The organism is Pseudomonas sp. B22(2017), assembly GCF_002113105.1.
In the GTDB taxonomy this organism is placed as follows: Bacteria; Pseudomonadota; Gammaproteobacteria; order Pseudomonadales; family Pseudomonadaceae; genus Aquipseudomonas; species Aquipseudomonas asiatica.
In genome coordinates, this window is record NZ_NEJN01000006.1 from 163,781 (window position 1) to 177,223 (window position 13,443).

Here is a 13,443-nt window from a genome sequence, read left to right on the forward strand (position 1 = left end):
TTTGGGCGTTTTGAGTGTGACAGTGGTCCGAGGTACCACCGCCAATCACGCTTGTACCACCGAAAATCATGGCAACGATCAGAGCAAGGAAAGAGGCCGATGGGACGGTCAACTACACCGTCCAGATCCGCCTCAAGAAAAAGGGTGTCATAGTTTACCAAGAAGCCCAGACATTCGCCCGCAAGCAGGCTGCTGAAGCCTGGGCGAAGCGACGGGAGACCGAATTGGCGGTACCTGGCGCTATCGAGCGGGCCAGCCGCAAGGGGCACACGGTCAAGGACATGATCGAGCGCTACCTGGTCGAAGCCGAAAAGCCCGGCCGTTGGGTGAGACGAAGCGGCGAACGTTGAATGCCATCAAGAACAGCCACTTGGGCGAGAAGGTGGATTCGGACCTCACACAGCAGGTGCTGGTGGATTACGCGCTCTGGCGCATGAGTCCTGAAGGTGGAGGCATTAAACCGCAGACGGCCGGCAATGACCTGGCGCACCTGGGATCGGTGCTGTCCCTGGCCAGGGCGGCGTGGGGGTATGAGATTAACGCGCAAGCCATGCCAGATGCGCGCCTCGTGCTGAAGAAGCTCGGCTACAACCTGAAGAGCCGAGCGGGATCGGCGTCCTACGTTGGATGAGATAGATAAGGTGATAGAGCACTTCTTCGAGATGTTGCAGCGGCGTTCAAGCGTCATCCACATGCCGAAGGTAGTAGCGTTCGCGATTTTTTCGACCCGCCGAATGGACGAGATCACACGCATACGGTGGGAAGATCTGGATGAGCACCGGCAGGCAGTGAAGGTGCGGGACATGAAAAAAACCGGTCAGAAGATCGGCAACGATGTCTGGTGTTACTTGCCGGATGAGGCGTGGATCATTGTGCAGAGCATGCCCCGAGAGTGTCGCGAGATATTCCCCTACAACACTGATTCAATCGGCACAGCCTGGTCGAAGGCATGCAAGATGAAAGGGATAGAGGACCTGCACTTCCACGACTTGCGTCACGAAGGGGTGAGTCGGTTGTTTGAAATGGACTGGGACATACCCAGGGTTTCAAGCGTATCTGGTCACCGTGATTGGAACTCGCTGCGGCGATATACCCATTTGCGTGGGCGCGGGGATGGGTATAAAGGTTGGAAGTGGCTGGATCGGATCATTCAGGCACCGGTTAAACTCGGCGCCCGGGCTGAGTAGGCGGGTGGATAACGATGCTAGCTCTATATGCGCTTAGAGGGGTAGGCATCGGCTGTGTGTCGATTGCGGTCAGTCGCGAACGGCTGCTCTCGACCCATAGCAGCCGTTCGACGTGTCTACGGAACCACCGGCGATTCAGAAAGCCATAAGCTTTTTTGCGGTTGGGGCGCAATTCAAAGCTAAAACCGCTCGTAAAGCCATGGCTCCAAGTCTATTCGCGTTTTCTCGAATTGCCGAATAGCATCCGCCTTGCGTAACGTCATACCGACTTCGTCCAAACCATTCAGTAAGCAGTGTTTTCGGAACGGGTCGACATCAAACGGAACGCGGCTGCCTTGGTCGTCTAGGATCTCTTGTTTCTCAAGGTCAATGCTAAGTTGATAACCTGGTAGGTGCTCCACTGCGACGAATAAATTTTCGACGGTAGCCTCGTCCAGCGCGATGGGTAGAATCCCGTTTTTGAAGCAGTTCCCATAAAAAATCTCAGCAAAACTCGGTGCTATGATCGCCCTAATTCCCCAGTCATGTAGAGCCCAAGGAGCATGCTCCCGGCTAGAACCACAACCAAAATTACCCCGAGTCAAAAGAACCCCAGCGCCTTCAAAGCGTGGCTGGTTCAACGGAAAACTCAAATTGAGCGGCCTCTTTGAACAGTCCTGATAGGGTTCTCCATGGTCAAGATAACGCCACTCGTCAAAAAGATGCTGGCCAAAACCACTGCGCTCGATAATCATCAAGAATTGCTTTGGCAGAATAGCGTCAGTGTCCACATTGGCGCGATCCAACGGAACAACCTTACTTTTTAGGAAAGTGAATGGTTGCATAGTGGCTTATACCTCTCCAATATCGACAAAGTGACCGGCGATTGCTGCAGCAGCTGCCATTGCAGGACTGACAAGATGAGTCCGACCACCAGGGCCTTGACGCCCTTCAAAATTCCGGTTTGACGTCGATGCGCAACGTTCGCCAGCGGTCAGCCTGTCCTCGTTCATGCCCAGACACATCGAACATCCAGCGTCCCGCCACTCAAAGCCGGCATCAATGAAAATACGATCAAGCTTTTCCGATTCGGCCTGTTTTTTGATCAAGCCAGAGCCCGGAACTACTAGCGCTTGCTTAATATTCGATGCTACCTTTTTTCCTGCGACAACGGACGCAGCTAGACGAAGATCTTCGATCCTGGAGTTTGTACACGACCCAATGAAAACTTTATCCAGAAAGATGTCCTTGATTGCCGTCGCTGGCTCTAAATCCATGTACTTCAAGGCGCGCTCAATACTTTGTCGTTTAACTGGATCAAGTTCTTCCTGCGGGGATGGAACGCGTCCGTTGATATCCACGACCATTTCCGGAGAGGTTCCCCACGTAACGTGCGGTCTGATAGCGCTCGCATCCATATGGACCTCTGCGTCGAAGACCGCCCCGTCATCACTGCTGAGGGTACGCCAATAGCGTTCGGCGTCGTTCCACCGCTGCCCCGTCGGTGCCATCGGCTTTCCTCGGATGTACGCAGCTGTCGTATCGTCGAATGCCACCATGGCACAACGCGCGCCTGCCTCGATTGCCAGGTTGCACAATGTCATGCGTGCTTCCATCGTCATGCGCTCGACCGTGGAACCTGCAAACTCAATGGCATACCCCGTCGCTCCGGCGGTACCTATTCTGCCGATTAGTGCTAATGCGAGATCCTTAGACGTTATGTAGGGATTAAGCACGCCCTCGATGGTGATACGCATGCTTTTAAGCTTTCTCATCGAAAGGCATTGTGTGGCCAGAACGTGCTCAATTTCCGACGTACCAATACCAAAAGCGAGTGCAGCAAATGCACCATGGGTCGTTGTGTGAGAGTCGCCGCACACGATCGACATTCCAGGAAGGGTAACCCCTTGCTCAGGGCCAATCACATGGAGAATCCCTTGACGATGATCGTCCATACCGAAAAGCGTGAGGTTGAATTCTTCGCAGTTTCGCTCAAGTGCCTGAACTTGACGACGAGCAATATCGTCCGTAATGCCTTTAGGCCGATCCTTGGTCGGAACGTTATGATCAGCAGTAGCCAACACAGAATCTACACGCCATGGACTGAGACCATTCATACGCAGTGCATCGAACGCCTGCGGACTTGTGACTTCATTGATCAACTGCAGGTCAATGTATAATAAAGTCTGGCCATCATCTGTATCAAGAACTGCATGGCGACGCCAGAGTTTTTCGAAGAGGGTAATCGGGTTCATTGTACTTCTCTTATCAAAGGTCAGCGAATCCGACTCTGCATTTGACCCTGCATTGTGGGGAGGCAAAACAGAGCCGGATACGCGAACGCGGGGAGCACGAATGGGCGTAAGCGCCTACAGAGACACCGTGCCCATAAGTACCTATGCACATTTGATGCTACAGAACGTGGGAGCTTCTGATTGAGCAAGCGCTCGTGCGTAAGGAGTTCTGAGCCTCTACTCAAACTTTCCCGAACCTGGACTTAGAAGGCTAAAGCCAGCAATGGCAATCTTAAAATCATCATTTTTTATCCAAAGTCCTCAAGCTCTCAGGCAAGGCCCAGATCAATAGCGCTGCTGCAATCAGACAGGTAGTACCGATCAAATAAAGCGCCGGTGTCGTGCTGCCGGTAACGTCTTTGATGAAGCCGACCATTACAGGGCTGACAATGCCACCTACCTGCCCCATCGTGTTGATGAGCGCAATTCCCGCAGCAGCTCCCGCCCCTGCCCCAGCAAGCAGTTTTGGAGGGAGTGACCAGAACGTTGGAATGGAGGCGATAATACCTGCGCCCAAAAGTGCCAGCGATACGGTGAGGTAAAGCACGTGCGCCTCGAAAATACCCGCGCTGAAGAAGCCGATCGACCCGATGATTACCAGGCCACATACAAATTTTCTCCGTTCGCCCGTAGCGTCAGACAAACGACCAACCAGCACCATGCTGATAGCACCACATACGTAAGGCACAGCAGTCAACAATCCAATGGTTGTCGCACTTTCGATGCCAGCACTACGAATGAGCTGCGGAGCCCAGAAATTCAGACCATAAGATGCTACTTGGATCAGGAAGTAGATGAACGCCAGCATCAGGAATCCCGGGAGGCGCAGCGCCGTCAGCAGAGACCCTTCGTGCTTGTTCATTTCATGGCTCGCAATCCGGCTAGCCAGGTAGGACTTCTCATCCGAACTCAACCAGTTAGCGTCACTGATGCGGTCTTTCAATGTGATGAGAACAACCAGGCCCAGTGCGATGCAGGGAAGTCCACCTAAGAGGAACAACCAGTGCCAGCCACGCATCTCGAAAAGTCCATCCATATGGCCCAGCACCAAGCCGGAAACGGGGGCTCCAATTAGACCGGCGAATGCCGACGCCAAGAACAGCATGGATGTGATACGGCCTCGGTAGTGTTGCGGGAACCAAAGTGTCAGGTAGTAAAGCACTCCTGGTGCAAAGCCCGCCTCCATGGCACCGATCAGGAAACGCAAGAGGTAAAATTGCCACTCTGCTGTCACGAAGACCATGAGCGCGGTAGCAAGGCCCCAGGACATCATGATCCGGGCGATCCACCGCCTGGCTCCGACCTTATAAAGCATCATGTTGCTCGGCACTTCGAACAACACATAACCCACAACAAATAGGCCAGCGCCAAGCCCGTAGGCAGTGTCGCTCAGGCTGAGATCCGCCTGCAGTTGAAACTTCGCGAAACTGATGTTGATTCGATCAAAAAACGCGAAGAGATAGCAAATCATAATCAGCGGCATCAGGCGCCATGCCACTTTCGATATTAGTTTCTTTTCATCGATGGAGGTGGCGGCAATGCCGTCGCCAGGCGCGGATACGGAAATAGACATTTAGGGTTCTCCAGGTGAGCTTTCTCGAGGGAAGCTCTAATTGTTTTTGTTTTCTGGCTCGCGACGTTTGTCGCTTTGTCAGGTATCAGCCAATACCTAGCGGTAAAGGATGAAGGTCACAATTTCGGCCTGCTTTCGCCACTTGCCCCGGCATCTCATGGCCCAGTAAGGAAGGCAGCGAGCGAGACAACGTGAGCAGATGCGGAAGATCTATTCCTGTGTCGATCCCGACCTCTTCGCACAGATTGACCAAGTCTTCCGTGCAGATGTTGCCTGAGGCGCCAGGCGCGAAAGGACAGCCGCCCAACCCACCCAGCGAAGCATCAAATCGGCGAGCTCCAGCCTCGTATGCAGCCAATACATTACTCAGGCCGAGACCTCGGGTATTGTGAAAGTGCAAGGTCAGCTGCGAGGCAGGGAGCTGGGTCAGCACGCGTTTCACCAGATGGTAGACTTGGCGGGGATTCGCCATCCCCGTTGTATCCGCCAGGGTGACACCTTGCATCCCGAGCTCTTGATACGCATCAATCAAACGGATGACGACATCTTCATCAATGCGGCCCTCGAATGGGCAGCCAAATGTCGTTGCCACTGTGCCGTTCAAGCTGACGGAGCTGCCACGGACGAGCGAAACCACCTCGTTGAATGCAACGAGTGATTGCTCTCGAGTCATACGCATATTGGCTTTATTGTGGCTTTGGCTAGCTGACAACACCAAGTTCAACTCGTCAGCTTTGGAATCCAAGGCCCGCTGGGCACCTTTCAGGTTTGGTACAAGCGCCACATAAACCACGCCCGGTCGACGTTCAATTCCCTGGAACACCGCTTCGCCATCGCGCAGAGCAGGAATTGCCTTGGGCGATACGAATGACCCAGCCTCAATTCGACTGAAGCCACCCAAGGACAAGTCGTTAATGAGCTTGATCTTATCTGCTGTCTCGACCCAGACCGGTTCGATCTGCAGGCCATCACGAGGCGACACCTCTTGGACGATGAGGCGTTGGGAGTAGTCTGTGATCATTGCACTACCCCCTCATCCTTCAGGCGTTTGATCATCTCGTCAGGCAAACCCAGATCACCGAGAACGGACTGCGTGTGCTGCCCAAGGCTTGGCCCCTGCCAATTGATACGGCCTGGAGTGTCGGACAGTTTCGGTACGATCCCCGGCATTTTCACGGTAGCCCCGCCAGGAAGCTCCGCATTCAAAATCATGTCGCGCGCCTGGTAGTGCGGGTCAGCCACGATATCCGCTACGGAGTAGATGCGGCCTGCAGGAACCTCCGCCTTTTCCAAGGCTTCAAGTACGGCATCGATCGGCAGCTTGGAGCTCCACTGAGTGATTGCCTCATCCAGAAGCTCGCACTGAGCGGCTCGACCATCGTTGTGTTCAAGCGCCGGGTCATTCGCCAGATCTGGCCGACCAATCGTAGTCATCAAGCGCTTGTAAATCGGATCGCTGTTACCTGCGATGACTACATACCCATTGTCTGCCGTCGGGTAAGTGTTGGACGGGGCGATGCCGGGCAATGCACCACCGCTACGCTCACGAACATGGCCAAGCATGTCGTATTCAGGCACCAAGCTTTCCATCACGTTGAAGACGCTTTCTGCGAGGGATACATCAACTACCTGCCCGTCACCTTGGCCCGTCTTGACCCGCAATACGGACATGAGCGCACCAATTACGGCGTGCATGGAGGCCAGCGAGTCACCCAAGCTTACACCGACACGGGCTGGTGGAATGCCGGGAGTACCAGTGGTATAGCGGATACCTCCCATGGCTTCACCGATGGCACCAAAGCCGGGACGATCTCGGTAAGGGCCCGATTGACCGTATCCTGAGATGCGCACCAGCGTCAGTTTTGGATTCAACGCGTGGAGCACATCCCAACCGAGGCCCAACTTCTCCAGCGCCCCGGGGCGCAGGTTCTCAATGAGAACATCAGCGCTCTCAACCAGCTGCTTGACGATGTCAATGCCAAACGCTGACTTCAGGTTCAATGCAATCGACTTTTTGTTCCTGGATTGCAGGTACCACCACAGCGACGTCCCTTCGTGCAGTTTTCGCCATTTACGAAGAGGGTCTCCCTGCCCCAAGGATTCGATCTTGATAACTTCGGCGCCGAATTCGGCCATCATGCGGGCAGCAAACGGTGCCGCGATGAGCGTACCGATCTCGATCACCCGAAGTCCGTTGAGAGCAGTCATGGTGCAACCTCTGTTTCTTGGAATTTGAACCAAGATTAGGGGTTCACCTTAGATAAACTCCAACGGTATATCGGAAAGAGGCGTTCGCGTTTCGCGAACACGAGAGGCTAGCGAGGCTGTTGCAGATGGTCGAACAGCAGCTGACTGACCGGCGATAACGCTTCGCCCTCACGCACCAATAGAACCAACGTTCGATCTGACCACTCATCGCTGAGTTGTACGGCTGTCAACCCCAACCCTCTTCCGAAAAGCTCGAACGCCTTGAGTGGCAAAATACCTATGCCCATGTCTGCCTGAACCATGCGACACACTGCGTCGAAGCCAGGGACATGAATACGTAAACGAAGGGGTTGCCCTAAAGCCTTTGCCGCAGCATGTATTCGATTATTGATCGAGCTAGCTGAGTGCAGCCCTATGTGGTCATACATCAGCGTTTCAGCGAATGCGACCTGATCACGTTCTGCGAGGGGGTGATCATTGCGCGTCACCACCACCAGTTGATCGTGACGATATGGCACCTTGTGCAGACCATGGCTCTCGCTGTCCATAGAGCAGATACCCAGGTCAGCGACTCCGTCGATGATCCCCTGCACCACTCCGTCACTCGGACGCTCCTCCAAATCCACCTTTACCTGGGAATGGCTAAGTACGAAATCATGCAGATCCTCCGGCAGGAACTGGATGATTGCCGACAGGTTCGCGAGCATCCGCACATAGCCTCTGAGCCCCTGCAGGTGCTCACCTACCTCAATGCCGACTTTCTCCACTTCAGTCAGGATGCGTCGAGCGTGGTGTAAGAGTGTCTCACCAGCAGCTGTAAGATCCATACCTTTGGCTGTGCGGGAGTAAAGCGGAACACCCAATGCCTCTTCCAGTTCCATCAACCGCTTACTGGCGGCCGATACCGCAATCGCCTCCCTGGCAGACGCACGCGTCAGTGTGCCTTCCTCGTGTACAGCTACGAAGAGCTGCAAGGTGATCAAGTCCAAACGCCGGATCAGCTGCTTATGAAGCATTAGGTTCCCCACACTGGATTGCCAACACACCGTCCTTAATCTCACCAAATTGGCACATAAGGTGGCGGCCTATTTCGCTATGGTAGCGTTTCCAAACCGCCGGTGCGGACAACAAGGCGAAGTACGCTTCCTCAACCCGCCTCCTTTTCTGGAATCACGCACGCTCATAGACGTCGTCGACGACCATGACAAAACCTCTTGCTGCATCACCCGAACGTACAGCTTCAATCGTGGCAGCGGCGTGGGTCGCGCATCCACTTCAGGCCTTTTGACTTGTGGTGAAGGGCAGCTATGGGTCGTTAGCTGCCCTCGCCAAAGGCAGGTCCGGGTTGATCGTCGACGATGTCGCCGGCCACCGGCGCCTTGCCAGGCGAGGTGCAATCTCCCGGTTAGCCGGCCCGAAACGTCTTGTTTAATTGCGCACATTCCTTCAGGGCAGCCTCCCGCTGTTGATCTAAGTATTGCGCCAGATCGGCAATATGAATGCCTCGTGCGCTCTTCTGGCTTGTCTCGATCCTAGTGATAGGAAGCTTGATCTGTCCGGCAAGAACCTTCCGCTGAAACATGTCAGGGGTGAGGTGGGTGAAGTAGTCGGTGCACACCTGGTCGATTGGGATGATGGCTAGCCCGTTGTATTGCGCCATTAGCATGAATGCAGTGTTCATGGCTTGCGCCCTCGCATGATGATGAAGCCAGCTGCCTGGCGGGTCTTGGAGCACTGGTCGTGGTTGCCTTTAACGCGAGCTTTCCCGCAGATATCGCAGATGAACGACATGGCGGGACGAAACATCGGCTGTACGCCCTGCGTCGTCCGGGTGGTCGGGGTGTAGCTCTGTGTGGTACTGGCAGCGGGCGGGGCTTAATACCCTGGCTGACAAGGTGCTGCAGGCCGATGACTCGGTGTTCGAGCTGATCACCCGCCGTATCAATGGCGGCCTGAATGGACTGAAGGATCGCCAGACCCTCTACAAGCGTGCGCTTGAGGTGCTGCAGTAATGCCGCTCAATTGGCGTATCGCACTTCTCGCCGCTGCTGTTGGGCTCTATGTGGGCGGGCGAGGGGCCTGGATATGGCAGGCCAGCGAATACGGAAAGCAACTGGCTGAACAGGCTTCAGGTTATGTCCTGCAGTTGGCAGACAAGGATCGAGCTCATGGTCGTGAACGTGAGGAGGCAGCAGCTGCAGCCTTGCAGCAGTTGGCAGCGCAGAAAAGTCAGCGACAAGCCCTGGAAGATCGCCTGCAGGAGCTGGGCAAAACACATTGGAAGGAGATGAACGATGCACAACAGATTCAAGCTCGCCTGCGTGACAGGCTGGCTACTGCTGATTTGCGGCTGTCAGTCCTTGTCGACGCCGGAACCTTTGCCGCCCCGGGTAGTGACCGTGGGGTGCGAGAAGCCGCCGGCACCGGAGGCGTGGTTCATGGAGCCGTTCGCGCCCAACTTGACCCTGCGCATGCTCAACGAATTGTCGGCATCACCGACGACGGTGACCGAGGACTGATCGCACTGAAGGCCTGCCAGGCCTACGTCCGCGAAGTCATCAAATGAAAAGAGGCGAGCCGGGTAGATGCGCCAACATCCAGCCCGGCCCGCCGAACTCGCAGACCATTCCTGCAAGTCCAGCCGTGGCCTCTGCCTTGTGCACAAAGCGCGGCGAGCCTAACACCTGTTTATTCATACAGTAAAGACTTGCATATCTATGACCTCTCCAATCATTCCTTGGATGGGTGGCAAACGCCGCCTGGCCGACCGCTTGATCCCTCTATTCCCCCCTCATGAATGCTATGTCGAAGTCTTCGCCGGCGGAGCCGCGTTGTACTTCATGCGTCCCCAGCCCGCCCCGGTGGAGGTGCTGAACGATCTCAATGGTGACCTGGTCACCCTTTACCGTGTTGTGCAGAACCACCTAGAGGAGTTCGTGCGCCAGTTCAAATGGGCGCTTAGTTCCCGTCAGGTCTTCGAGTGGCAAAAGATGACGCGCCCCGAGACCCTGACCGACATCCAGCGTGCTGCCCGGTTCTTCTATCTCCAGCAGCACGCTTTCGGTGGCAAAGTCACCGGGCAGACGTTCGGTACCGCAACCACCGGGCCGGCCATCAATCTGTTGCGTATCGAGGAGAACCTATCCGCCGCGTGGCAGCGACTCGCCGGCACCTACGTCGAGAACCTGTCATGGCTCGCCTGCGCCGAGCGCTACGATCGAGCATACACGTTCTTCTACATGGACCCGCCTTATTGGCAGACCGCCGGCTACGGCGTGGATTTCCCCTTCGAGGAATACGAGCGCATGGCGGAATTCATGCGGCGCTGCAAGGGCAGGGTGATGGTCAGCATCAACGACCATCCAGACATTCGGCGTGCATTTCAAGGCTTCCACTTCGAGTGTCTGGATATCCGCTACAGCAATACGAACCAGCGTCAGGGCAAGGCCGAGGTGACGGGGGAACTGGTTATCATGAATTGGGACCCAGCCCCGCTAGGGCAACTGTTCTGATACCTGCACAGGCTCGATGAGCTCTGCTCCCTGATTGCGCACATTGCCAACGAGCTTGCTCACTGGATGCCACATGAAGTCGCCGGCTGGGCGGCAGCCCAGTTGTGCGATCTCTTCGGCGCGCGCTGCTGTTGTAGTTGGATCTATCCATTCCCTGGCCAGCTCGGGCCTTAGGACAAGTGGCTTGCGGTCATGGATATCGACCATGCCTTGGTCGGCTGCGGCGGTGATAATCACAAACCCGTCGCGGTCGTCGGGCTCGATCCCTTCATGCACTTCAGCCAGTGCTGCGAAGAACAGCGGCTCATCGTCCGCAGCCGTTATGTAATAGGGCTGTTTCCGCTTCGGATCTGCTGGGTCGGGTATCCACTCGAACCAGCCGTTAGCCGGTGCGAGAGCCCGGCCTACTGGCCATAGCGCCTTGAAGAATTTCCCCGTCATCACCGTCTCGGCCCTCGCATTAATCGGGTCGGGACGCTTCCCCTTCGCCCAGAAGGGCGCCCATCCCCATTTGACTCGATCCACTCGCAGCCCTGCAGCGCTCTGCCGGATCAGCTCGACCCGTGTTGATGGCGCGACGTTATAGCGGTTGATCCGCTCATGGTCATAGCCATTGATCACCACCAGGTCGAGTGCCAGCTGCCTGAGGTAAACATCCATTGCCTCGTAGATCGAGTACCTTCCGCACATACCTACCTCTAACGTTTATCGGGATCCTCTCGCTCAGACATTGACCGGAGCGCGATCTATCAGTTAACTGTATGTTTATACAGTTTTTCGAGTCCGTCCATCATGTCCATCACATTTTGGGGAACGCCAATTGGTGGCCCCACGCAGTTGCCGGTGTATTCGTTCCGCGTGCCTGCAGGCTTCCCGTCGCCGGCGGCGGATCACCTCGAGCGGCACATTTCTCTGGACGAGCTCTTCGATCTTCGGGCGCCGCATATGTACCTGGTGCAGGTTGAGGGCGACAGCATGCAGGGTGCCGGCATTTACTCCGGGGATTTGCTGATCGTAGATCGTAGTCGTGATGCCGAGCACGGTGACATCGTGATAGCGGCCATCAACACGGAGCCGGTCTGTAAGCGGCTATACCGGCGTAACGGTGTGGTGATCCTGCAATCTGAAAACCCAGCCTATCCACCGAGGTATGTGATGGAAGGTGATGACCTGGTGATCTGGGGTGTGGTCCGCTACAGCGTGCGTGACCATGCGCAGTGACCAGGTGTTTGCGCTGATTGACTGCAATTCGTTCTATGCGAGCTGTGAGCGTGTGTTCCGGCCGGATCTGGCCAAGACACCCATCGTGGTGCTGAGCAACAACGACGGTTGCGTGATCGCCAGGTCATATGACGCAAAGCCGTTCGTCAAAATGGGTGAGCCTTACTTTCAATGCAAGGACACGCTGCAGCGGCACGGAATTGTGGCCTTTTCATCAAACTATGCGCTCTACGGCGATATGAGCGAGCGTGTAATGTCGCTGATTGAATCAATGGTGCCGGCGGCAGAGGTGTATTCGATCGATGAGTGCTTTGCCGATTTGACCGGGGTTCAGGGCAACCTTACCGAATTCGGTCGCCAGGTGCGGGCCAAGGTGCTTAAGTGCACCGGCATCCCGGTAGGGATAGGTATCGCCCGTACCAAGACGCTTGCGAAGCTGGCCAACCACACTGCGAAGCGGCTGCAGGCGCAGACCGGAGGCGTGGTCGACATCTGCGATCCGTTCAAGCGGGACTGGGTCTTGCGCAACACCGAGGTCAAGGAAGTCTGGGGGATCGGCCGGCGGATGACGGCGCACCTTGAGTCGATGGGAATTCGCACGGCGATGGACTTGGCCAAGACGGACCCGTGGACGCTGCGCCAGAAGTTCAGCGTGGTCGTTGAGAAGACCGCCCGGGAACTCGCCGGCACACCGTGCCTTGAGCTCGAGGAAGCAGCCCCGCCCAAGCAAGAGATTTGCTGCAGCCGTATGTTCGGCAAGCGCCTGACTGAATTGGCGCCGATCAAGCAGGCGGTGGCCAGCTATGCCGGCCGAGCGGCCGAGAAACTCCGGGAGCAGGGATCTGTATGCAGGCGTATGCGAGTCAGCATCCGCACGGGCATGTTCAACCCGGACGAAGCCAAGTGCGCGAAGGGGGTGCTGGTGGCGCTGCCGTATCCCACCAACGATACGTTGCTGCTCACCAAGGCGGCCACCGAAGCGGTGGAGCAGGTCTACCGGCCAGGGTATCGTTACAGCAAAGCCGAGGTGCTGCTGATGGACTTACGGCAGCCAGGCGAGTTCACCGATGATTTGTTTACGGTGACGCAGCCGACGGCTTGCGATCGTCTTATGTCAGTGCTGGACGAGATCAATGGCAAGTACGGACGTGGGATGATGCGCACGGCAAGCATCCCCCGCACCCCCGATTGGGGGATGCGCCGGGAGTTTATGAGCCGGTCATATACGACCCGGATCGACCAGCTCTGGAGGGTGCGGTGAACGGAGACTACCCATGCAGGTATAGTCTTCACGCGTCCTGGGATCGGGTGAGGCGCCTCGGCAATTGTGGGCTCTCATAGGCGGATGACTAGGAAAGAAAACTAGGCCCTCAAGTGCCATAGCATATGCCAGGGCCTGCATCGTTACCCGCCGCAGTTCGGCCCTTTCCTCCTCGCGGCGTATCGCTGAAGGCGAAACCCGCAAGCGA

At 56.1% G+C, this 13,443-nt stretch carries 13 protein-coding genes and 2 pseudogenes; 6 read left to right on the forward strand and 9 right to left on the reverse strand.

Annotation, left to right across the window (positions count from 1 at the left end; all coding sequences use genetic code 11):
• Positions 1 to 68: 68 nt before the first annotated feature.
• Positions 69 to 1,187: pseudogene (locus CAG18_RS15275) on the forward strand (tyrosine-type recombinase/integrase).
• Positions 1,188 to 1,366: 179 nt separating this feature from the next.
• Here CAG18_RS15275 and leuD read toward each other — a convergent pair.
• The 8 genes from leuD to CAG18_RS27305 all read right to left on the reverse strand — a co-directional run bounded on the left by leuD (position 1,367) and on the right by CAG18_RS27305 (position 9,047).
• Positions 1,367 to 2,011: a 3-isopropylmalate dehydratase small subunit gene (gene leuD / locus CAG18_RS15280; protein WP_054572219.1), complete on the reverse strand. Its 645-nt coding sequence runs from the start codon at positions 2,009 to 2,011 to the stop codon at positions 1,367 to 1,369.
• A gap of 6 nt (positions 2,012 to 2,017) precedes the next feature.
• Positions 2,018 to 3,421: a 3-isopropylmalate dehydratase large subunit gene (leuC, locus tag CAG18_RS15285; RefSeq protein ID WP_054572220.1), complete on the reverse strand. Its 1,404-nt coding sequence runs from the start codon at positions 3,419 to 3,421 to the stop codon at positions 2,018 to 2,020.
• Positions 3,422 to 3,701: 280 nt separating this feature from the next.
• Positions 3,702 to 5,033, reverse strand: a complete 1,332-nt coding sequence (locus CAG18_RS15290; RefSeq protein WP_012053991.1) for an MFS transporter — start codon at positions 5,031 to 5,033, stop codon at positions 3,702 to 3,704.
• A gap of 85 nt (positions 5,034 to 5,118) precedes the next feature.
• A complete protein-coding gene (locus CAG18_RS15295) occupies positions 5,119 to 6,054 on the reverse strand; it encodes a hydroxymethylglutaryl-CoA lyase (RefSeq protein ID WP_054572221.1) in 936 nt (311 codons plus the stop codon).
• The gene (locus CAG18_RS15300) at positions 6,051 to 7,241 is read right to left on the reverse strand and encodes a CaiB/BaiF CoA-transferase family protein (protein WP_012053993.1); all 1,191 of its coding nucleotides are present in this window, start codon (positions 7,239 to 7,241) and stop codon (positions 6,051 to 6,053) included. The genes CAG18_RS15295 and CAG18_RS15300 overlap by 4 nt, the downstream gene beginning before the upstream one ends.
• 107 nt (positions 7,242 to 7,348) lie before the next feature.
• Positions 7,349 to 8,257: a LysR family transcriptional regulator gene (locus CAG18_RS15305; protein WP_054572222.1), complete on the reverse strand. Its 909-nt coding sequence runs from the start codon at positions 8,255 to 8,257 to the stop codon at positions 7,349 to 7,351.
• 389 nt (positions 8,258 to 8,646) lie between these two features.
• Positions 8,647 to 8,922, reverse strand: a complete 276-nt coding sequence (locus tag CAG18_RS15310; protein WP_054572223.1) for a pyocin activator PrtN family protein — start codon at positions 8,920 to 8,922, stop codon at positions 8,647 to 8,649.
• Positions 8,919 to 9,047 (reverse strand): hypothetical protein, encoded by a 129-nt coding sequence (locus CAG18_RS27305; protein ID WP_256573362.1) that lies wholly within the window; start codon positions 9,045 to 9,047, stop codon positions 8,919 to 8,921. Before CAG18_RS27305 ends, CAG18_RS15310 begins: the two co-directional genes overlap by 4 nt.
• A gap of 38 nt (positions 9,048 to 9,085) precedes the next feature.
• On the opposite strand from CAG18_RS27305, the pseudogene CAG18_RS15315 reads away from it, so the two are divergent.
• The 3 genes and pseudogenes from CAG18_RS15315 to CAG18_RS15325 form a co-directional block, all read left to right on the forward strand.
• Positions 9,086 to 9,253, forward strand: a pseudogene (locus tag CAG18_RS15315) (glycoside hydrolase family 19 protein); the annotation flags it as partial.
• Entirely contained in the window at positions 9,253 to 9,807 is a 555-nt protein-coding gene (locus CAG18_RS15320) for a lysis system i-spanin subunit Rz (RefSeq protein WP_054572224.1), read from the forward strand. The pseudogene CAG18_RS15315 and the gene CAG18_RS15320, both read left to right, overlap by 1 nt.
• 151 nt (positions 9,808 to 9,958) lie before the next feature.
• Entirely contained in the window at positions 9,959 to 10,753 is a 795-nt protein-coding gene (locus CAG18_RS15325) for a DNA adenine methylase (protein ID WP_085721138.1), read from the forward strand.
• Here CAG18_RS15325 and CAG18_RS15330 read toward each other — a convergent pair.
• Positions 10,736 to 11,443, reverse strand: coding sequence for an SOS response-associated peptidase family protein (locus tag CAG18_RS15330; protein ID WP_085721139.1), 708 nt, complete (start codon positions 11,441 to 11,443; stop codon positions 10,736 to 10,738). The two genes, CAG18_RS15325 and CAG18_RS15330, sit on opposite strands and share 18 nt — an antisense overlap.
• A gap of 102 nt (positions 11,444 to 11,545) precedes the next feature.
• Between CAG18_RS15330 and CAG18_RS15335 the strand changes: the two genes are divergently transcribed.
• Together CAG18_RS15335 and umuC are read left to right on the forward strand one after the other, a co-directional pair.
• Positions 11,546 to 11,974 carry a LexA family transcriptional regulator gene (locus tag CAG18_RS15335; protein ID WP_054572226.1) on the forward strand — a complete coding sequence of 143 codons (429 nt, stop codon included), beginning with the start codon at positions 11,546 to 11,548 and terminating at the stop codon, positions 11,972 to 11,974.
• On the forward strand, positions 11,964 to 13,235 hold the full coding sequence (gene umuC / locus CAG18_RS15340; RefSeq protein ID WP_085721140.1) for a translesion error-prone DNA polymerase V subunit UmuC: 1,272 nt from the start codon (positions 11,964 to 11,966) through the stop codon (positions 13,233 to 13,235). Before CAG18_RS15335 ends, umuC begins: the two co-directional genes overlap by 11 nt.
• Positions 13,236 to 13,443: the final 208 nt, after the last annotated feature.

Coding starts and splice junctions, on each gene's coding strand:
- CAG18_RS15290 (WP_012053991.1), bottom strand. CDS start 5,033: ATGTCTATTTCCGTATCCGCGCCTGGCGACGGCATTGCCGCCACCTCC.
- CAG18_RS15300 (WP_012053993.1), bottom strand. CDS start 7,241: ATGACTGCTCTCAACGGACTTCGGGTGATCGAGATCGGTACGCTCATC.
- CAG18_RS15320 (WP_054572224.1), top strand. CDS start 9,253: ATGCCGCTCAATTGGCGTATCGCACTTCTCGCCGCTGCTGTTGGGCTC.
- CAG18_RS27305 (WP_256573362.1), bottom strand. CDS start 9,047: ATGTTTCGTCCCGCCATGTCGTTCATCTGCGATATCTGCGGGAAAGCT.
- CAG18_RS15295 (WP_054572221.1), bottom strand. CDS start 6,054: ATGATCACAGACTACTCCCAACGCCTCATCGTCCAAGAGGTGTCGCCT.
- CAG18_RS15330 (WP_085721139.1), bottom strand. CDS start 11,443: ATGTGCGGAAGGTACTCGATCTACGAGGCAATGGATGTTTACCTCAGG.
- CAG18_RS15335 (WP_054572226.1), top strand. CDS start 11,546: ATGTCCATCACATTTTGGGGAACGCCAATTGGTGGCCCCACGCAGTTG.
- CAG18_RS15305 (WP_054572222.1), bottom strand. CDS start 8,257: ATGCTTCATAAGCAGCTGATCCGGCGTTTGGACTTGATCACCTTGCAG.
- leuD (WP_054572219.1), bottom strand. CDS start 2,011: ATGCAACCATTCACTTTCCTAAAAAGTAAGGTTGTTCCGTTGGATCGC.
- CAG18_RS15325 (WP_085721138.1), top strand. CDS start 9,959: ATGACCTCTCCAATCATTCCTTGGATGGGTGGCAAACGCCGCCTGGCC.
- CAG18_RS15310 (WP_054572223.1), bottom strand. CDS start 8,922: ATGAACACTGCATTCATGCTAATGGCGCAATACAACGGGCTAGCCATC.
- leuC (WP_054572220.1), bottom strand. CDS start 3,421: ATGAACCCGATTACCCTCTTCGAAAAACTCTGGCGTCGCCATGCAGTT.
- umuC (WP_085721140.1), top strand. CDS start 11,964: ATGCGCAGTGACCAGGTGTTTGCGCTGATTGACTGCAATTCGTTCTAT.